The organism is Caulobacter sp. NIBR1757 (assembly GCF_027912495.1).
GTDB lineage: Bacteria > Pseudomonadota > Alphaproteobacteria > Caulobacterales > Caulobacteraceae > Caulobacter.
This window is the reverse complement of the sequence record NZ_CP115463.1, coordinates 1,531,625-1,549,984: the sequence shown is the minus strand read 5'-3', so window position 1 is coordinate 1,549,984 and position 18,360 is coordinate 1,531,625. Positions and strand designations below refer to the sequence as shown.

Below are 18,360 nucleotides of genomic sequence, written 5' to 3'. Positions count from 1 at the left end.
TTACAACCTTAAACTCGCGGCCTTCGCCGTCAACCCACCGGTTCGATGACGCAACTTCTGTCCTGGCGGGCCAGGGTGCGGAAGCGGCGATTGTCGTCGCTGATCTCGACCTTGCCGGGCACCAGGCGAAGGGTCTGCTGGCCCCAGCGACCGTAGGTGGCGCGGCCGGGACGCTCGCACTGACCGGCGTAGAGGCGCTGGACGCAGGCGTTCAGGCTCATGCCCTCCAGCTTGGTCCAGGTCGCGTCGGCATAGCGCCAGCAGGCGTTTCCGTCGGCGACCGGAGTCGGGGCCGGGGCGGGCGCCTGGCCGCTGGTCGGCGGCGGCGCCTGGGCGATGACGGGCGGGGCGGTCTCGGTCGGCGGCAGGGGCGCGACGATGGCGCCGGTCGTGCCTGAGGCGGCCAGGGCGCCGGTCTCATCGACGCCGACGTCGAGCGCGCCGGTGGCGACGCCGTTGCGCCTGGCGCATTCGGCCAGGGTGATCTCGCCGACGAACTGGCCCTCGACAAAGCAGCGGATCGGGCGGGCGGCGTCGAGTTTGGTGTCGTCGTCGCGGCCGTTCTCGACGATCAGTCCGCCCTGGCTGGCCGGCGGCGGAACGTCGGGCCCTTTATTGCCCTTGGCGATGCCAAGCGCGATCAGCGCGCCCAGCACGATGGCGACCAGGGCTCCGAGGCCCAGAACGACGCGGCGATCCTTGAGAAAGTCCATGGATTGAAGCGCTATCGCGTCATTGCGACGGTTTCAAGCACGGGACCACATTGCGGCGGGCTAGCCGCCGCCGGTGAGCCGGTTCAAGGCCGCCGTATAGTTGGAGATCTGCGACGACAGGTAGGCCGGCACCGGGCCGCTGGCCGAGGGGTTGCTCACCGAGGCGGGCTTGCCGGCGTTCTCCAGGTCCTTGTAGGCCGAGCGGATGGCGCTCATCGCCTTGGACAACACCAGCTGGGCGTTGCGGATGGAGTCCTCGTCCTTGAGGCTGATGTCGTTGGCCAGGGCCAGGCCGTAGATGTTGCCCTTGCCGTCGGCGGCGACAGACTTGCCGTTGACCATCTCGGTCTTGCGCACCACGCCCTCGGCCAGGCCGAGCGCTTCGAGCATGTTCTTGCCGTTCTTGCCCGGCAGGATTTCGACGGTATCGTTGTCGCTGGCCGGCTCGATCTTGATGCGGCGGAACTCGCCGTCGGAAACGACGCTGACCTTGGCGCGGAAGCCCCCTGCCCGCTTGATCTTGGCGGCCAGGGTTTCGAGGGTGTCGTCGGCGGCCAGGGTGACGGTGGCGAGGGCCCCGCCGGAGCGGGTGCGGATCTGGAGCTGGTCGCCGGCCCGGGCCGAGGTGGCCGAGACGATCTTCTGGCTGTCGGTGAAGGTCAACGCCCCCTTGGGCAGGCCGAAGGTGTCGAGCGCCGAGGCGCCAGAGGCATCGACGGCGATGGTCGTCGGGGTGACGTAGCCGTCCTTGCCGGTGATCCGCTGGGCCGAGTTCGTCTGCCCGGAGAGCGGATCGAGCTCGACGATGTAGCCGTCCTTGCTGGCGATCGGGACCGAGCCGCCGGGCAGGTTGTCGCCGGCCACGCCGGTCAGCCAGACCTTGCCATTGGCCACGGCCATGCCGGTGACGGTGTCGTCCTTGCTGCCGCCGTAGTAGGCGAGCGCGTCGGCCGAGGTGCTGGAGAGGTCGGTCGACAGCCGGGCGGCGAAGCCGTCCATGCCGCCGGCATGGGCGCTGGCCGGGGCGCCGAGCGCCAGGGCGGCGTTGCGGGTCGAGCCGCCGACGTAGAGCTGGCCGCCGTCGAGCCTGATGCCGGCCAGGGTCCCGCCCTCGAGATCGCCCAGGTCCCGGGTGGCGCCGGCCACCGGCACGCCGCCGGTGACGTCGAAGCTGCGCAGGACCGCGTGCTTGTCCTCCAGGCCGGCGACGATGACCTGCGATCCGTTGACCACCAGGCCCTCGACCGCCTCATCGGCGGCCGTGCCGAACTGCTGGGTGAACTGGGTGACCGGGACGCCCTTGGCGCTGGTGGTGATGCCGGTCAGGTAGCCGTCCCAGCCGCCGGCGGCGCCGGCCGCGCCGGGCAGGTTGGACTTGGTCTTGCCGCCGACATAGACCGTTCCGTCGGCCCCGAAGGCGACAGCGGTGGCCTCATCGGCCTGCAGGGCGCCGCGCCGCTGGGTCCAGACCTCGTCGCCCTTGGCGTCGTAGAGGGTGACGAAGCTGTCGCTGAGGCTGGAGGTGGGGCCCGAGTTGATCGCGCCGTTGGTCGTGCCCTCCATCTGGCCGGTGACGGAACCGGCGATGGCCACCTTGCCGTCGGCGGAGACGGTCAGGGCGTTGGCCTTGACCGTGCCCACGGCGCCGAGGGTGCGGGTGTAGAGCAGCTGGCCCTGGGAGTCGTATTTCAGGAGGGCGATGTCGCTCGCGCCCTTGATCGCCTGGCCATCGATGTCGCCGTTGACCTCGGCCAGCATGTAGACCGAGCCGTCGGCCCCGACCTGGCTGTCCTTGACGCCGGTGACGGTCTTGGCGAGGCCGTTGGAGAAGACACGGCTGCCGACACCGCCTGGGGTGGTGGCGGCGCCGGTCTTGATCATGCTGGAGGCATAGACGGCGTCGTCGGTGGTCTTGTCCTTGTCGGGGTCGGGATTGCCGGCGGTGGTCGCGACATAGACGGCGGGCGTCGTGGCCGGGGCGCTGAGGGTCACCGCCTCGGCGCTGTCGCCGGTGATCTTGAAGGCGAACTTGTCGCCGGTGGCCGGCAGGGTGACCTTGGTGTTGCCGGTGGTGACGACCTTGGGCTCGCCGGGCGTGCGGCTGACCCCGAAGCGGGTGATGACGCCGGCGTCGGCCAGTTTGGAATTGATGAAGGTGGCGACGCTGCTCATCGAGCGCGTGCCGGTCATCTCGCTGAGGTCGATGTTGATGTTCTGCGTGCCGCTCAGCTTCTTGACCGAGATGGTGCCACCGCCTCTGTCGAGGTGCCCTCGTGCACGGTGGCGGTGGTGTAGGTGTAGTTGGCGCGCGGCACCCCGACCTTGGTCTTGTCACTGAGCATCGCCTCGCCGCGGGTCAGGCGGATGCCCTCCATCTTGACGCTGTCGGCATAGGCGACCGTCTCGGCCAGGCCCTTGGTGAACAGCTTCTCGATCTTGGTCTTCTCGAGGTCGGTGACGCCGCGGACGTTCATCCGCTCGGCCAGGCCGGTCAGGGCGTTGAGGCCCTGGAACAGGGAGAACAGCTTCTTGTAGTCGGCGCTGGCCCCCGGCAGGTCGAGGACGGCGGCGTTCTCGTCGATGAACCGGCGGCCGGCCATCACCGTCTTGACCAGCTCGCTGGCGCGCGGGGCTTCGGACGTGGTCGCCCAGGGGGCGGTGGGGGCGTACTTGGTTTTGCCCGTCGAGGAAGAGCCCGTCGCCAGGGTCGAGGCCTGGCCGGTTCGCGCCTGGTAAAAACCCAGGAGAAGGGACGAGTCGATGCCGGTCACGGACACCCCCTGACGCGCTGGCGCACGTCTTCGCGGCCATTATCGCGCGGGCGAGGTTTACGGGGTGTTAGGAGGTGCGGCGATTTACGCCGCGATCATCCGGCCCTCGACGAGCACCGCCCTCGCCTTCTCGCGGCGGGCCTGCCAGTCGGCGGCGAGTATCCCAAGAAGCACCACATCCCGCCGCTGGCCGTTCTTGAGCACGTGGCCGCGCAGGTAGCCTTCGCGGACGAAGCCGGTGGCGGTCATCATCTTCAAGGCGTTGTCATTGTCGGCCATGACCTCGGCCCAGACCTTGTCGAGGCCCATCTCGCAGAAGGCCTTGTCGAGGCCCAGCACCTGGGCGGCGCGGCCGATCCCCCGGCCCCGGCTCTCGGCGTCGCCGACGAACCAGTTCCAGGCGGCACGCTGGTGGTGGCTGGCCAGACCCGTGAGAGTCATGATGCCGGCAGGCTTGCCGTCGCGGGTGATCATCCAGCCGCGACCGTCGTGACCGGCCAGCAGGTCGACGAACCAGCGCTGGTGCGCGCCGCGGTCCGGAACGGCGGCGTCCGACATCCAACGGTCGACCGACGGCTCCTGGCGCCAGCGGTAAAGCTGCTCCTCGTCGCCGGGCTCCAGGTCGCGAAGGTCGATCATGCGGTTTGCCCGGGGCTAGGGAATTAGCCCTGGAACAGCTTGAGCACGATCTGCGGCGCCTGGTTGGCGATCGACAGGGCCTGGGCGCCCAGCTGCTGCTGGACCTGCAGGGCCTGCAGGCGGGCCGATTCCTTGGCCAGATCGGCGTCGACCAGGTTGCCGATGCCGCTGTTGAGCACGTCGGTCAGCTTGGAGATGAAGCTGTTGTGGGCTTCGATCTGCTTGGACTGGGCGCCGATGTCGCCCAGCGCCTGGTTGACGTTGGCGATCGAGGCGTTGAGCTGGGTGAGAATCCCGGTCGCCAGGGTGGCGGTGGTGATCGAGGCGCCGGCGGCGACCGTCAGGATCGAACCGCCGAGCGACAGGTTCTTCACCGACAGGGTGATGTAGGCGTTGGCGTCGGCGTTGGCGAGGAAACGGATGTTCGTCGTCAGCGAGCCGTTGAGCAGGTTGGCGCCGTCGAAGCTGGCGTTGGTCAGGGCCTGGGTGATCTGCTTCAGGGTGGCCTTGAAGTCGCCGTCCAGCGCGTTGCGCGAGGCGGTGTCGATGGAGGGGTCCATCGCCGCCACGACCTTTTCCTTCAGGACGTTGAGCAGGTCGGAGACCGTCTCGCCGGCCGTCAACGCCACGTCGGAGACCGAGGTCGCCCGGTCCAGGCTCATCTTGACCGCCGACAGGGCGCCGATATCCGCGCGCTGGGCCTGGGCGATGCCCCACACCGAGGCGTTGTCCTTGGCCCCCTGGACCTTCAGACCCGTGCTGATCCGACCCTGAACGCCGTCCATGGCGTCATTGGTCTTGTTGAGGTTCTGCAGGGCAATCAGAGCCGACTGATTGGTGTGCACGCCGATCGTCATGGACCGTCTCCAGGTGCGCCGTCCGGCGCTGGCGGTCGCCGATTCGGCCGCCTGTTCCCGTTCAGGCTAGCGGGACAACGGTGAGCGTATGGTTAACGGCGTAGAAACCATGATCGCCGCCGTCGCGGCGCGACGTCGGTGAGAAGGAGCGGCCGGCCAGACGGGTGGCCGGGAGGCGGTCTGTCGATCAGTCCCGCGTGTCGACCACCATGCCCGGCTGGTAGTCCTCGGAGCTCATCGCCTTGAGGACGCTTTCACGGGGCAGCTGCTGAACGACTTCGCCGGTGCGCCGGTCGAGGGTCTTGTAGACAAAGGCGCCGGTGGCGACGTCTTCCTCGATGACCAGACGGAGATCGGCGTTCTGACCTTTCGCGGTCGGAGCCGGGGTCTCGGCGACGGGTTGAACCGGTTGCGCAATCATCGATGCAACGGGTTCGGGGACAGCTCGGATGTTGGCTATGCTGTTGCTCATGTCTCCCACAGCGCCGGGGCTCATCGCGCCGGCGTCTCCTGCCAAAGTCCACTCGCCAGGGGACGAGCGGATACGCGCGTGAAGGGGGGCGGACGCCACCGGCGCCCGCCCCGCTCACTGTGCCGTTAGCGGAACAGACCCAGCAGCGACGAAGCCGAGGAGTTGGCGATCGACAGGGCCTGCACACCGAGCTGTTGCTTGGTTTGCAGCGCTTGCAGTCGGGCGCTTTCCTTGGCCAGGTCGGCGTCGACGAGGTTGCCCACGCCGGCGTCCAGGCTGTCCTGCAGCTTGCCGATGAAGCCGAGGTGCGTTTCCAGCGACTTCGAACCGGTGCCCAGCTTGGCGAGGGCGGCCGAAGTGTTGGTGATCGAGGCGGTCACCAGGGCCAGAGCCGAGGCGGCCGTGGTCGCAGTGGAGAACGACGTGGTCGCCGTCACCGTGACGTTGGAACCGCCAAGGGCGAGCGACTGCGCCGCGACCGTCAGCTTCGAAGAGCCGTCGGCATTGGCGAGCGCCGCGATGGTGGTGCCCGAAGCCTTGATCATGTTGGCGCCGTTGAAGTCGGCGTTCGAAACGGCCTTGCCGATCTGGTCACGAAGAGCCTTGAAGTCTTCGTTCAGCGCGGTGCGGCTCGCGGTATCCAGCGAGGTGTCCGCGGCGGCCAGGGCCTTTTCCTTCATCTGGGTCAGCAGGTCGTTGACCGACTCGCCGCCCGCGATGGCCACGTCGACCACCGAGATCCCGCGTTGCAGCGAGTCCTTGACGGCGTTCAGGGCATTGGAGGTGGAGCGTTGGCTTTGAGCGATGGCGTAGACCGCGCCATTGTCCTTGGCCGAGGAAACCTTCTTGCCGGTGTTGATCCGGCTCTGGACAGTGTCCAGCTCGCGGTTCGTGGCATTGAGGTTTTGCAGGGCGACCATAGCGCCCGAGTTCGTGTTCACGCTGTTCAGCGCCATAACGATAGTCCCTATTCAAGGTGTCCGGCGTCATTTTGACGGCCGGGAGCGTTTTGCTCGGAGACCAAGGCTGCAAAGACCGGGCCAGACCGGCAGATATGGCCGCCGCTCTCAAGTCATTGATTTCCTGAGGTTATAGGTCTGTTAGGCATGGCCTCGACCGGCAAGAACTGCCGGTCTGGCGGCGGAACGGCAGTTCTTGCCGGGTAGCCCGCCGGGCAACCTCTGCCGGGTGCGGGCGGCTGCGTCCGTGGCGGGGTCGCCCCCTGCCCATGCGACCGCCCTCACCGTTCGTGCGGCAGGATTTCGAGGCCCAGCACATCGGGATCGCCCGACAGGCCGCCGGCGAGGGCCTCGGCCTGCGCTTCGGACAGGCCCTTGACCGAGGCGTTGAAGACAGCGGTGTCGGGCTCCAGGCAGAGGCTGACCGGACCGGCCCGCAGGCCCTGGGCGGCGAGCAGGCGGCGGTAGCGGGCGATGGTCGCCTCGGGCCCCCGGCGCAGGCGCAGGGTGACGTCGACGAAAGCCTTCTGCGGCAGCCTCGCCTCGGTGAACCGCACCGCCGCCAGAACCGCGACGGTGGCGACCGTCCCGATCACGGCCAAGCCATAGAAGCCGACCCCGAACAGGATGCCGAGCGAAGCGGTGATCCACAGGGAGGCGGCGGTTGTCAGGCCGCGGATGTTGAAGCCTTCCCGGAAGATCACGCCGGCTCCCAGGAAGCCGATGCCGGTGAGGATGCCGTGGGCCATGCGGACCGGGTCGATCCTGATGATCTCGACCGGCGTGTCGGTCAGCCAGCGGATCTGATGGACGGCGGCCAGCATGAGCAGGCCGGAGGACAGGGACACCAGGATGTGGGTGCGAAACCCGGCCGGGCTGGAACGGTACTCCCGCTCGATACCGATGACGGCGCCGGCCAGGACGGCGCCGAGGATGGGCAGCAGGATGTCGGGGTCGAGCCAGTTCATGGACCCGGAACCGTCGGCCGAAGCGACGGTTCCTGGTCTTTAGTCTACGGCTTCCACTGCGCCTTCTTGGACAGCAGCCAGGAGAAGTCGCCGGTGCCCGACTTGGCGACGCCCTGGCCGGTCTTTGGATTGTAGGCGCTGTAGACGCCGGCCGAGAAGTGGCAGCCCATGCAGGACTCCGAGGCGAAGACGGTCGCCCCGTTGTCGGTCGGGGCCACCGGGTGACCGGTGAAGTAGACGGTGCAGCCGGCCCCGCCGCCGATGCCGCAGGCCGGGCTGTTGCCGCCCTGGAAGTAGGTTTCCATGGTGATGTTGGTCAGGAAGACCGGGGTGGGGTCGCCGCCCGGCTTGTTGGCGATGCTGTTCGGCAACGGACCCTTGGAGTCGGTGGCCTTGGCGGACGGGTCGGTCGGCCACTGAGTATCGATCAGCTGGTAGTACTGCCAGACCGAGCCCTGCTTCGCCATCGCGGCGCGGACCTGGTCGTTGAGGGCCACCTTGGCGTCCGGGATCGGCACCGAGCGCCAGGCCTGGGTCGGGGTGCGGGGATAGACGCCGTCCGGCCCGGCCACGGGCAGGACGTTGACGGCGCATAGTTCACAACCCGGATTGAAGAAGCTGGGCTTGAGGCCCGGGTTGGCGATCGGATCGACGCTGAGGTTGTCGACGTGCTCGAAGGTCGACCAGATCCACTGTGGGGAGGTCGCTGACTTGTGGGCGATGTGCATGCCGACCAGGCCCAGGCGAACCGGGCGGGTGATCTCGTTGTTGTTGGCGTCCTCGTCCTTGATGAAGCCGTCGACGGTGAAGAAGCGGCCGGACTTGTCCTCGGCGGCGCTGAGCACCTTCCAGGCGACCTTCAACTCGAAGGACCCGCTGTCGTTGGTGGTGTCGATGCCGGTCGGCATGTCGACGGCCTTGCCGGCTGCGGTGAAGGCCAGCTGGCCGTTGATGTTGTAGAGGCTGTTGTCGCAGAGGTAGGTCACCTCGTTCTTGTCGATCAGAATCTCGTAGTAGACGAACTCGCCGTTCTGATCGATCAGCGGGCCGCTGAAGGCCTGCTGGATGTCGCTCATCGGGGTGTTGACGTTGACGTCGCCGACCGCCGAGATCACCCCGAGCAGGCGGGTCGTCCGCGGGTCGGCGGCGTGGGCCTGGGCCGGGAAGGCGCCGAGGCCTTTGAACAGCGGCGTGGCGGTGTCGGCGACGGCGGCGGCGTTGATCAGGCCGGGCCTGGCGCAGGCGGCGGGCGTGCCGCCGTTGATGCGGAAGATCTGCGGACTGGTGTTCCAGCTGGTCCAGCGCGGCGCGCCCCATTTGGTGTCGGTCAGCTTGGGGGCCGGGCGGCCCTCGTCATTGGTCGGCCAGGCCAGGGCGAAGAACATCTGCCAGCTGTAGAGATCGAACTCGCGCTGCACGCGGTCGAACTCCTTGTTGTTCTCCAGCCTGGTCTTCAGGGCCGTGTCGACGTCGCCCGGCAGCACCGGCGAGACGTTGGGCGCGAAGTTGGGGAAGGCCTTCAGATAGGCGGGCGTCGAGGGCTGGGTGGCGGCCGACTGCGCCCACAGCCCCAGGGGCGCCAGGATGGCAAGGCCGGCCGCGGCGGCCGCGGCAAGCGTGCGACGATGGTTCATGAGGTGTCTCTCCCGAAGACGGCCTGGCCGAGACAGCGCGAAGACGGCGAGGCGGCCGAAGCATCAGGGGCGCGACGGGCCGGCGGCCCCTGGTCCGGTCAGGGAGAGAGTGACGCGGATCGGTTGATTAAGTCAATGTTCCCGCAAAACGTGTTTGCGAAAAGGTCTGCCGGACGGCCCCCGCCTGAGGGGGACCGCCCGGCGTCGCGACACTACTAACCGCGGAACAGCGACATGATGGTCTGCGGGGTCTGGTTGGCGATGGAAAGGGCCTGCACCCCCAGCTGCTGCTTCGTCTGCAGAGCCTGGAGCTTGGCGCTTTCCTTGGCCAGATCCGCGTCGACCAGGTTGCCGATACCCGCATCGAGGCTGTCTTGCAGCTTGCCGATGAAGGTATTGTGCATCTCGTACGCCTTGGCTTTGGTGCCCAGGCGCGCGAGCGAGGCGCTGACGTTGGCGATGGAGTTGGTCACCGTCGTGATCATCGCGGCCGCCGTGGTCACCGTGCCAATGGTGCCGGTGGTGGCGACAGTGACGACCGATCCGCCGAGCGCCATGACTTCTGGGGACACGGTCAGCTTGGAGGATCCATCCGCGTTGGCGAGAGCCGCAATGGCCGACGCGCCGGTCTTGATGAGGTTGACCCCATTGAAATCGGCGTTGGCCACGGCCTTGGTGATCTGATCACGCAGGGCCTTGAAGTCCTCGTTCATCGCGGTGCGGCTGGCGGAATCGAGACTGGTGTCCGACGCCGCGAGGGCTTTCTCCTTCATCTGCAGGAGCAGATCCGAGACAGACTCGCCACCGGCGATGGCCACGTCGATCGCGGAGCTGCCGCGATTGAGGGAGTCCTTGACGGCGTTGAGCGCACCGGACGTCGCGCGCTGGCCCTGGGCGATAGCCCAGATGGCGCCGTTGTCCTTGGCGTTCGAAACCTTCTTGCCGGTGTTGATGCGGTTCTGGGTCTGACCGAGCTCCATGTTGGTCGCGTTCAGGTTTTGCAGGGCGACCATCGCGCCCATATTGGTATTCACCGACAAAGCCATCGGTAGTCCTTCCATTCTGGAGGGGTTGCCCGGCGATTTTCGCCGGTGAGCCTTCTGGCCCACCCGGGAATACGCAAGAGACAGGCCAAGGCCGGAGACCGGCGTTTGGCTTTATGGTATTGTTTTCATGGAAGAAACTTGCCAACCCCCAGTCTGAGCAGACGGTTGGCATGGCCCCGTCGGCAGACTCTGCCCGGCAGAAATTTCGGGGTGCAGGGTGAAGGCGCCAGTAACCCAACCGCGGGACTGCGACCAACGACCGCAACCTACCCGGAAGGGGTTAAGAGCCTATCAACTCCAGTCAGACGGCGTGGCTGGGCGACAAGGGCCGCAAACTCGGGACAGCCGCGCCGGCGACCAACAGGGGCAACATGCCGGCAAACCCGACGACCATGCTGTGCATGGTCGTCAGGATGGCGTCGGCGCTGGAGTTCCCGGTCATGAGCAGGCGGCTATTTCGCTGGCCCGACCTCGGCCTCGATGCGGACGGGGAAGAGAACCTGTTTGGCGCCCGCCGCTTCGAAGTTCAACGTGACGGGAATGGTTGCGCCGACCACCATGGGCGCGGTCAGCCCCTCCAGCCGTACAAGGTTGCCGCCGGGAACGAGTGTGACGGCCTTGCTGGCCGGGACCGCCAGGCCTTCGATGGCCCGCATTCGCATGATGTTGCCGTCGGCGTAGGTCTCGTCGACCTGGACCATGGCGGCCGCGGAGCTCTGGCCGCCCAACAGGCGGTCATCGGTTGGTCCCCCGTTGGTGATGGTGATGAAGCAGGAGGTCGCCGTGGCGTCTTTCGGGGTGGCGCGGCACCAGCCATCCGACAGGGTAATGCCCGCGGCTGCGGCAGCGGCTTTTTCGGGGTCCTTCTGCCCGCAGGCCGAAAGCGAAAGGGCAGCCATCAAGGTGGCGGCGACGATGGTCTTCATCAAGTTTTGCTCCCCAGCGAGGCGCTGCGTCCAGGATGGACGAAGGCCAGTTGGAACGGCCCTGACCGGGCCGGTATTCAGGTAACGTCCGGACGGGGTGATAGGTCTCATCCCCGGTCTGACGGATCATCCTGACTGCGATTTGCGATCGGCGTCAGAACCAGCAAGGACAGGAAATTGACGACGCTGAGGGCAACCGCGATCTCAATCCGCCCGTAGGCGACCGAGACACCGATGGCGCCTGTGGTCCAGATGCTGGCCGCCGTCACCAGCCCCTGCACCTGACCCCGCTGCTTGACGATGGCGCCGCCGCCGATAAAGCCGATGCCGGCCACAAGGCCTTGCAACAGACGGGTCATGCTCTCTGCGTCGGCCCCGACAAGGCGAGTGGCCAGCAGGGCGTAGCCACAGCTGGCCATGGACACGATCGGAAACGTTCTGAAGCCGGGACTGTCCCGCCCCCTGCCGCGTTCCCAGCCGAGGGGAAACGCGAGGGCGAAGGCCAGAAGCATTCGTCCCAGATGATGACCGACGAGCGGCCAGTCGATCGAGAACATCTACCCTCCTTGCAATCCGGTCAGTGAAGGGAGGCGTCCGGGCGGACATCTCCCTTCCCCGGACGTCCAGCGGTCTAGCCTACGAGACCGATCAGAAGGTCGAAGAGGTTGTCGCCCGGGGTCATCGAGCGGCGGAAGTTGGCTTCCATGCGGTCAAACCGCATGTTCAGGTCGGCCCGCTCCCGGGCGGTGATCCCCGGGCGGCTCATGCGGTAGCTGCGCTCCAGACGGGCGATGTAGCGATACTCCTGCTTCAAGGCGTTGGCCTCACGGCTACTGACCCGGCGCTCCTGGACGGCGCGGTCGAGACGCATCTCAAAGCCGGCCTGGCGCTGGTCGAGATTGGTCCAGCGACGATCATTGTCGGCGCGGTTGTTATGGATGCGGCGCTCCAGACGCTCCAGGCGCTGTTCGAGGTAGGTCCGTTCAGCGTTGGTCAGGCCGCGACCGGACTGACGATAGGCGGCCTCCTGGCGGGCGATGGCCTGGAACTCGGCGCGGAGGCCCGCGGCCTCGCGGGCGGTCAGGCCACCGTTGCGGACCCCGGCGTCGATGCGGTCATCCAGCTGCCGCTGACGCTGGTTGACATTCAGCTCGCCCCTGCCGTCGCCGCGCACCTGATTGTCGTTGCGGTCGGAGCGGATGCGGGCCGAAAGGCTGTCGAACCGGCGATCAAGGTCGACCCGCTCGGCGTTGGTCAGGCCACGACCCGACCGGCGATAGTCGGCTTCCTGGCGGGCGATGGTCTGAAATTCAGCGCGCAGGTCGGCGGCCTCGCGAGCCGTCAGGCTGCCGTTGCGGACACCGGCGTCAATGCGAGCGTCAAGGTCCGCCTGGCGCTGGTTGATGTTCATTTCGCCCGCGCCACCGCCGCGGACCTGGTTGTCGTTGCGGTCGTAGACGATGCGGCGCGACAACAGGTCGAAGCGCTTGTCGAGATCAGCGCGCTCGGCGCGGCTCAGGCCGTTGCTGGCCCGGTAGCGCTTTTCCAGCCGGGCGATGCCCGCGAATTCGCTCCGCAGGTTGGCGGCCTCCGTGGCGGTCAGCGAACGGTTGGCGACGCCGGCGTCGATGCGGGCGTCGAGGGCGACCTGGCGCTCATTGATCGACTGGCCGTTCTGGGCCAGGGCGGCGGTCGGAACCGCCACGGTGAGACAGGTGGCGGCCATAAGGGAAAGTAACGTGCGACGCATGGTCGATTCCTTGATCTGCTTTTCTTGGGTCGAGGGGCGCTACGCGCCGAACTATCGTTCCGCAGTGGGAACAGCCCTCTGTGCAGACCTAACGCGCGCCCAAGGAAATGGTTGTCAAAAATACAGACTCAAAAAATTCTGCTCGCCTATATCATATTACACGATCCACGATCACCAATTACTTAAATTCCAAACTATGAATACAATATCTATACAGAACTTTTTCGGCATATTTCTCGGGAACATTTCTCAACAATATCAGCATCTGGTCGGGTCGCCGGGGTGAGCCGGCGTAGCGCCTGCCAGCAGGCGGGCCGCCTCGGGGGCCATCAGTCGGTTCTGGTGGTCGGCGCCGGGAACGTAGGCGAGGCGCCAGTTGAAGGGGACGCCGAGGGCCTTGGCGCGGGCCTGGCAGACGCGGAAGAAGGTGTGGCCGCGGGCGAAGCGGAACATGCCTTGCGCGTCGGCCTCGGGGGTGTGGCGCAGGGACTTGTGGTTCGGGTCGATATCGGCGTCTCCGAGCAGGACGACGGCGTCCCGGGCAAGGGCGGCGGGCAGATCGACCTCGGCGGTGGGAAGCCCCCGCAAGCCATAGGGCCAGGCCTGGGCGGGGTCCGGCATCGTGTACCAGCCGGCGTTGGCCATGACGACGCGCCCGGCCCGCGCCTTCGGGTTCAGGAAGAGGAATCGGTGGACGAACTGCGAGCCGCCGGAATGGCCGTAGAAGCGGTAGCGGGTCTGCGTCGAGCCGAGCCGGCGGACGATGTCGTCGAACAGGGGCTCGATGGCCGAAAAGGCCCAGTGACTCCGCGGGGTTGGCTTGTCGTCGTCGCCAAGCACGCGGCCCTGGCTGAAGTCGGCCTCCTTGGGGAACTTCGCCTTGTCGAACTGCGGGCAGAGGACCAGGAATCCGCCGCCCATGGCCAGATCCTTCCATTGGTCGCGATAGACATCGGCGTCGCGCTGGGCGCCGTGGATGACGATGGCGATGGGGGTGTCAGGCCCGAGATTGTCCGGGGCCGCGTAGAAGACCCGCAACGGCTCGCCGGCCCAGCCATCGAAGACATAGTCGCCGACGAGGCCGGAAAGTCCCGGCGCTCTCGCCCAGGCCGGCAGGGCAAGCAGGGGCATACCGAGGCTGGCGAGGGTGAGGGCGCGGCGAGAAAGGGTCATCGGGCTGCTCGGGGCAAAGCTCAGAAGTCGATGCGAATCTGGGCGTAGAGGAAGCGCCCGCGGTTGTCGTGGTACTCGGCGAAGTAGCCGGCCCCCTCGTCGGCCAGCGGCGGAGCCTTGTTCTCGATGTTGTTGGCGCCGACGCGCAGGCGGACACCATCCAGGTAGGGCGTGTCAAAGCGGTAGTCGGCGTAGAGGTTGAAGGTCAGCCATTCGTCGACCTTCCAGAACTCGCCGGTGACGTCGTTGGTGGCGCTGGTGTCGTAGAACTCGCCGACATAGCGGAAGCCGGCCCCGACGCCCCAGTTCTGCATCCGCCAGGTCAGGGTGCCAGAGGCGCGCCACTCGGGGTTGCCGTTGAGCTGGATGCGGTCGACCTGCTGGGCCGTGAAGCTGGGGCCGAGGATGGGATCGTTGAGCAGCGGCTCGAGCGACTTGCGTTCCTGGTCGTAGCGCAGGAGCTGTGTCGCCTCGGCTTCGAAGCTCAGGCGGCCCCAGTCGGTCTTCGGCCCGCGCCAGGAGATGGCGAAATCGAGCCCTTCGACATCGCGCGGGTCGAGGTTGAGGAAGCTGTCGATGACGTAGTCAACGGCCCCGGCCACCGGCCGTTGGTCGAGCGGATTGGCGGCGTTCCAGAGGGCGAAGGCGGTGATGTCGTCGGGGGTGACGGCCTTGCGGATGACGTTGGGATTGGACTGGCCCTGCTTGCGCAGCAGGAAGTCGAGGGCCAGGGCCTCTTCGACCCCGAAGTTGTCGATGACGTTCTCCTGGTGGAACATCCACCAGTCGACGCTGGCCTGGAAGGTCCCGAACGGGGTCTTCGGCGGCTTGATCACCCAGCCGAGCACCTTGGTGGTGGTTTCCTCCGACTCCAGGTCAGGGTTGGACTGGCGGACCGACCGGCGGTAGCCGACGCCGGTGTCGTCGGCCAGGCCGGTGACGTCAGAGCGCCAGAAGTCTTCCTGGCCAAGGTTCAGGCGGCTGATGTCGCCGCGGTAGAGCTGCACCAGGTTAGGGGCGCGGAAGCCTTCGGCATAGGCTGCGCGCAGGAAGGTCCATTCGAACGGGTACCAGGAGCCGGCGATCTTGGGCTTCACCACGAACTCGCCGGTGTCGGAGAAGGACTCGGCGCGGGCCGCCAGCTGCAGGTCGAGGCGGTGGACCAGGGGGATGTTCATGTCCGGGCTGACCAGCGGCACGAGAACCTCGCCGAACAGGGCGAAGACCTTGCGGTCGGCCTCGGAGTCGTCGGTCGGGCTGACCCCGACGATGTCTGAGCGGTTGCCGCCGAGGCCGTCCCCGAAGCGGATCGAGCCGTCGAGGCGCGGATCACGGTCGTCCATGTACCATTCGCGGCGGAAGTCGGCCCCGAAGGCGGCGCCGACACCGCCGGCGGGCAGGGTCCAGAGGTCGGCCCGAGAAATCTTGAAGTCGAGGCCGGTCAGGGAGGTGGCGCCGCGGTTGGTCGAGGTGATGCGCACCGCGTCGAGCGCCGTCTGGCTGTTGCCGCTGGGACCGCCGAAGACATTGTAGGCGTCGGGGGTGGTCAGGGCCAACTGCTGGGCGAACAGGGTCTTGGACATGGTGTTGCCTTCCATGTCAGTGGTGTTGGCCCGGTGGTAGAAGACGCCGGTCTCCCAGTCCCAGTCTCCCCACTGGCCGCGCAGGCCGGTGACGATGCGGTAGGACTCCGACTCCGTGGTGATCTCGCGCGAGCCCTGGTCGATCGGCCGGTACTGAGTGGTCAGCACGTCGAGCCCGGCGGCGGGGACCGGGGTGACCGTGCCGGTGGTGATGCCGGGGATGCGGTTGGGGCTGCCGACCGGGCCGAAGGGGTTCCAGTAGTTCTGCTTGGGCACCACGATGTAGGCCAGGCTGTCGTCGATCGGCTGGGCCGCGCGCTCGGAATAGGTGTCGGCATTGTAGTAGCTGAGCTCGGCGAAGGCCTCCGTGCCGTTACCGAGATCATGCGTCAGCTGGCTGAACAGGGTGAAGCGTTCGACGTCGGGGGTGACCTGGCGCACGTCGTTGAAGTCGTAGAACAGCGAGCTGTTCTGGACGCCGTCGTCCAGGCCGATGGCCGGGTTGGCGGTGATGGCCGTGGTGCCGGCGTCGCCGACCGGCTGGATGTGGAAGACGCCGCTGGTGTTGGTGATGTTGGGCGTGCCCAGGCGCACGCGCTGGCCGACGAACAGGCCCTGGGCGTTGACCGCGCCGGCCTGGTAGGTGCCCCAGGGGCTGAGGTTGGAGGTGTTTCGGAACTGGGTATCATCGGCCCAGCTGGCGGGCAGCAGGCGGCGGGTGTCGACGCTGCGGCTGTACTCGCGCTCGCTGGCCAGCAGGCCGTCGCGCTGGAACCAGCTGCCGACGACGATGAGGTTTGTCCGGTCGTCGTTGAAGGTCCAGCCGCCGGCGATATCGACCGAGGTCTGGCGCATGGCCGTGCCTTCCGAGCCGCCATAGCGCGAGGTGATGCGCAGGCCTTCGTAGTCGGTCTTCAGCACGGTGTTGACCACCCCGGCCGTCGCGTCGGCGCCATAGAGGGCCGAGGCGCCGTCGCGCAGAACCTCGATGCGGTCGATGGCCCCGGCCGGGATTTCGTTGACGTTGACCACCTGGCGCGGCGATTGGTCGATGTCCTGGCTGCGGGCGAAGGGGGTCATGCGGCGGCCGTTGAGCAGCACCAGGGTGTTGCCGGCCCCCAGGCCACGAAGATTGACGGTGGCGATATCGCCACGCGCGGAGTTCGGACCATCGCTGGTCTCGTTGAACTCCATGCCGCCGGCCTGCGGGATATTGGCCATGATCTCGCCGGTGGTGTCGGCGCCGGCGGCGTCGATCTGGTCCTCGCCGACGGTGGAGACGGCGATGGCGCCGGTCTCGCCGGCCCCGGCGATGCGGGAGCCGGTGACGACGACTTCGGAGACGTCGGCCTCCTCGGGGGCCGGCGCGGGCTCGCTCTGGGCCAGGGCCGGCGCGGCGGTCAGCAGGACGCCGAGGGCGGCGCCGGCGGCGAGATAGCGGCGGAAGCTGCGGGTCTTCATGGTCATTCCCCCTTGGTCGGTCTTCTTGCTTGTTGTCAGTCGGCCGGCGCTTCGAGCGGCGCCAGGATTTCGGGTTGCGGTGGCGGCGCGTGGCCGAGCGCGGTGCGCAGCTGGTCGCGGTCGAGCCGCTTCTCCCAGCCGGCGACGACGATGGTGGCCACGGCGTTGCCGATGAAGTTGGTCAGGGCCCGGCACTCGCTCATGAACCGGTCGATGCCGAGGATCAGCGCCAGGCCCGCCACCGGCACGGTCGGCACCACCGACAGGGTGGCGGCCAGGGTGATGAAGCCGGCCCCGGTGACGCCGGCGGCGCCCTTGGAGCTGAGCATGGCGACGCCGAGCAGCAGCAGCTGTTGGCCAAGCGTCAGGTCGATGCCGACCGCCTGGGCGATGAACAGGGCCGCCAGGGTCATGTAGATGTTGGTGCCGTCGAGGTTGAAGCTGTAGCCGGTGGGCACGACCAGGCCGACGATCGACTTGGGGCAGCCGGCCCGCTCCAGCTTTTCCATCAGGCTGGGCATGGCGGCCTCGGAGCTGCTGGTGCCGAGCACCAGGAACAGCTCCTCCTTCAGGTAGCGGATCAGGCGAAGGATCGAGAAGCCGTTGAGGGCGGCGATGGCGCCCAGCACGACGATCACGAAGAAGGCGGCGGTCAGGTAGAAGGTGGCGACCAGGCCGGCCAGGTTGGCGACGCTGTCGATGCCGTACTTGCCGATGGTGAAGGCGAAGGCCCCGAAGGCGCCGATGGGGGCGGCCTTCATGAAGATGGCGACCAGCTTGAAGAAGGCTTCGGACAGGGACTCCAGCACCTTGAGCACCGGCTCGCCACGCTCGCCCACCATGGCCAGGGCGATGCCGAACGGGATGGAGAAGAACAGCACCTGCAGGATCTCGCCCTCGGCGAAGGCGCCGACGACGGTCGAGGGGATGATGTTCATCAGGAAGCCGACGATGGTCTGGTCGTGGGCCTTGGCGACGTAGCCCTGAACGGCGGCGTTATCGAGGGTGGCGGGGTCGATGTTCATGCCGGCGCCGGGCTGGACGACATTGGCGACGACCAGGCCAACCACCAGGGCCAGGCTGGAGACGGCCAGGAAGTAGCCGAAGGCCTTGGCGGCGACGCCGCCGACCTTGTCCAGCTCGCGCATGCCGGCGATGCCGGTGACGACGGTCAGGAAGATGACCGGGGCGATGATCATCTTGACCAGTTTGATGAAGGCGTCGCCGAGCGGCTTCAGGCTCTCGCCGACCTGCGGCCAGAAATGGCCGACCAGGGCGCCGAGCGAGATGGCGACCAGCACCTGCACATAGAGCTGGCGGTGCAGGCCGCGGCGCTTGGGCGCGCTGTCGATGGCGACGTCTTGGCGGATCATGCCGGCTCGGTTCCTGAACGCAACTTCCCAAGGCG

The 18,360-nt window shown here is 67.3% G+C and carries 16 protein-coding genes; all 16 read right to left on the bottom strand.

Annotated features, from left to right (window positions below):
• Positions 1 to 29: 29 nt before the first annotated feature.
• The 16 genes from O5I81_RS07515 to O5I81_RS07440 all read right to left on the bottom strand — a co-directional run bounded on the left by O5I81_RS07515 (position 30) and on the right by O5I81_RS07440 (position 18,325).
• Positions 30 to 713 carry a hypothetical protein gene (locus O5I81_RS07515; protein ID WP_271068329.1) on the bottom strand — a complete coding sequence of 228 codons (684 nt, stop codon included), beginning with the start codon at positions 711 to 713 and terminating at the stop codon, positions 30 to 32.
• A gap of 60 nt (positions 714 to 773) precedes the next feature.
• Positions 774 to 2,903 carry a hypothetical protein gene (locus O5I81_RS07510; RefSeq protein ID WP_271068328.1) on the bottom strand — a complete coding sequence of 710 codons (2,130 nt, stop codon included), beginning with the start codon at positions 2,901 to 2,903 and terminating at the stop codon, positions 774 to 776.
• 35 nt (positions 2,904 to 2,938) lie between these two features.
• A complete protein-coding gene (locus tag O5I81_RS07505; RefSeq protein WP_271068327.1) occupies positions 2,939 to 3,484 on the bottom strand; it encodes a hypothetical protein in 546 nt (181 codons plus the stop codon).
• Positions 3,485 to 3,568: 84 nt separating this feature from the next.
• Complete coding sequence (locus O5I81_RS07500) at positions 3,569 to 4,123, bottom strand: GNAT family N-acetyltransferase (protein WP_271068326.1); 555 nt, start codon at positions 4,121 to 4,123, stop codon at positions 3,569 to 3,571.
• 23 nt (positions 4,124 to 4,146) lie between these two features.
• Positions 4,147 to 4,980 (bottom strand): flagellin, encoded by an 834-nt coding sequence (locus tag O5I81_RS07495; protein WP_271068325.1) that lies wholly within the window; start codon positions 4,978 to 4,980, stop codon positions 4,147 to 4,149.
• Positions 4,981 to 5,167: 187 nt separating this feature from the next.
• A complete protein-coding gene (locus tag O5I81_RS07490; RefSeq protein ID WP_271068324.1) occupies positions 5,168 to 5,401 on the bottom strand; it encodes a hypothetical protein in 234 nt (77 codons plus the stop codon).
• A gap of 176 nt (positions 5,402 to 5,577) precedes the next feature.
• Entirely contained in the window at positions 5,578 to 6,408 is an 831-nt protein-coding gene (locus O5I81_RS07485) for a flagellin (protein WP_271068323.1), read from the bottom strand.
• Between the two features lie 284 nt (positions 6,409 to 6,692).
• Positions 6,693 to 7,379 (bottom strand): MgtC/SapB family protein, encoded by a 687-nt coding sequence (locus O5I81_RS07480; protein ID WP_271068322.1) that lies wholly within the window; start codon positions 7,377 to 7,379, stop codon positions 6,693 to 6,695.
• Between the two features lie 44 nt (positions 7,380 to 7,423).
• Positions 7,424 to 9,013: a hypothetical protein gene (locus O5I81_RS07475; RefSeq protein WP_271068321.1), complete on the bottom strand. Its 1,590-nt coding sequence runs from the start codon at positions 9,011 to 9,013 to the stop codon at positions 7,424 to 7,426.
• Positions 9,014 to 9,228: 215 nt separating this feature from the next.
• Positions 9,229 to 10,059: a flagellin gene (locus O5I81_RS07470; protein WP_271068320.1), complete on the bottom strand. Its 831-nt coding sequence runs from the start codon at positions 10,057 to 10,059 to the stop codon at positions 9,229 to 9,231.
• 452 nt (positions 10,060 to 10,511) lie between these two features.
• Positions 10,512 to 10,985 carry a copper chaperone PCu(A)C gene (locus O5I81_RS07465; protein WP_271068319.1) on the bottom strand — a complete coding sequence of 158 codons (474 nt, stop codon included), beginning with the start codon at positions 10,983 to 10,985 and terminating at the stop codon, positions 10,512 to 10,514.
• Between the two features lie 107 nt (positions 10,986 to 11,092).
• On the bottom strand, positions 11,093 to 11,542 hold the full coding sequence (locus tag O5I81_RS07460; RefSeq protein WP_271068318.1) for an MgtC/SapB family protein: 450 nt from the start codon (positions 11,540 to 11,542) through the stop codon (positions 11,093 to 11,095).
• A gap of 74 nt (positions 11,543 to 11,616) precedes the next feature.
• Positions 11,617 to 12,735 (bottom strand): hypothetical protein, encoded by a 1,119-nt coding sequence (locus O5I81_RS07455; RefSeq protein WP_271068317.1) that lies wholly within the window; start codon positions 12,733 to 12,735, stop codon positions 11,617 to 11,619.
• 258 nt (positions 12,736 to 12,993) lie between these two features.
• Complete coding sequence (locus O5I81_RS07450) at positions 12,994 to 13,908, bottom strand: hypothetical protein (RefSeq protein ID WP_271068316.1); 915 nt, start codon at positions 13,906 to 13,908, stop codon at positions 12,994 to 12,996.
• 20 nt (positions 13,909 to 13,928) lie between these two features.
• On the bottom strand, positions 13,929 to 16,952 hold the full coding sequence (locus O5I81_RS07445; RefSeq protein WP_271068315.1) for a TonB-dependent receptor: 3,024 nt from the start codon (positions 16,950 to 16,952) through the stop codon (positions 13,929 to 13,931).
• Positions 16,953 to 16,987: 35 nt separating this feature from the next.
• Positions 16,988 to 18,325 (bottom strand): dicarboxylate/amino acid:cation symporter, encoded by a 1,338-nt coding sequence (locus O5I81_RS07440; protein WP_271068314.1) that lies wholly within the window; start codon positions 18,323 to 18,325, stop codon positions 16,988 to 16,990.
• Positions 18,326 to 18,360: the final 35 nt, after the last annotated feature.

What these genes read in the sequence shown, in the direction of transcription:
- O5I81_RS07515 (WP_271068329.1), bottom strand. Translation starts at nt 713, where the DNA reads ATGGACTTTCTCAAGGATCGCCGCGTCGTTCTGGGCCTCGGAGCCCTG.
- O5I81_RS07510 (WP_271068328.1), bottom strand. Translation starts at nt 2,903, where the DNA reads ATGACCGGCACGCGCTCGATGAGCAGCGTCGCCACCTTCATCAATTCC.
- O5I81_RS07500 (WP_271068326.1), bottom strand. Translation starts at nt 4,123, where the DNA reads ATGATCGACCTTCGCGACCTGGAGCCCGGCGACGAGGAGCAGCTTTAC.
- O5I81_RS07495 (WP_271068325.1), bottom strand. Translation starts at nt 4,980, where the DNA reads ATGACGATCGGCGTGCACACCAATCAGTCGGCTCTGATTGCCCTGCAG.
- O5I81_RS07490 (WP_271068324.1), bottom strand. Translation starts at nt 5,401, where the DNA reads ATGATTGCGCAACCGGTTCAACCCGTCGCCGAGACCCCGGCTCCGACC.
- O5I81_RS07485 (WP_271068323.1), bottom strand. Translation starts at nt 6,408, where the DNA reads ATGGCGCTGAACAGCGTGAACACGAACTCGGGCGCTATGGTCGCCCTG.
- O5I81_RS07480 (WP_271068322.1), bottom strand. Translation starts at nt 7,379, where the DNA reads ATGAACTGGCTCGACCCCGACATCCTGCTGCCCATCCTCGGCGCCGTC.
- O5I81_RS07475 (WP_271068321.1), bottom strand. Translation starts at nt 9,013, where the DNA reads ATGAACCATCGTCGCACGCTTGCCGCGGCCGCCGCGGCCGGCCTTGCC.
- O5I81_RS07470 (WP_271068320.1), bottom strand. Translation starts at nt 10,059, where the DNA reads ATGGCTTTGTCGGTGAATACCAATATGGGCGCGATGGTCGCCCTGCAA.
- O5I81_RS07465 (WP_271068319.1), bottom strand. Translation starts at nt 10,985, where the DNA reads ATGAAGACCATCGTCGCCGCCACCTTGATGGCTGCCCTTTCGCTTTCG.
- O5I81_RS07460 (WP_271068318.1), bottom strand. Translation starts at nt 11,542, where the DNA reads ATGTTCTCGATCGACTGGCCGCTCGTCGGTCATCATCTGGGACGAATG.
- O5I81_RS07455 (WP_271068317.1), bottom strand. Translation starts at nt 12,735, where the DNA reads ATGCGTCGCACGTTACTTTCCCTTATGGCCGCCACCTGTCTCACCGTG.
- O5I81_RS07450 (WP_271068316.1), bottom strand. Translation starts at nt 13,908, where the DNA reads ATGACCCTTTCTCGCCGCGCCCTCACCCTCGCCAGCCTCGGTATGCCC.
- O5I81_RS07445 (WP_271068315.1), bottom strand. Translation starts at nt 16,952, where the DNA reads ATGAAGACCCGCAGCTTCCGCCGCTATCTCGCCGCCGGCGCCGCCCTC.
- O5I81_RS07440 (WP_271068314.1), bottom strand. Translation starts at nt 18,325, where the DNA reads ATGATCCGCCAAGACGTCGCCATCGACAGCGCGCCCAAGCGCCGCGGC.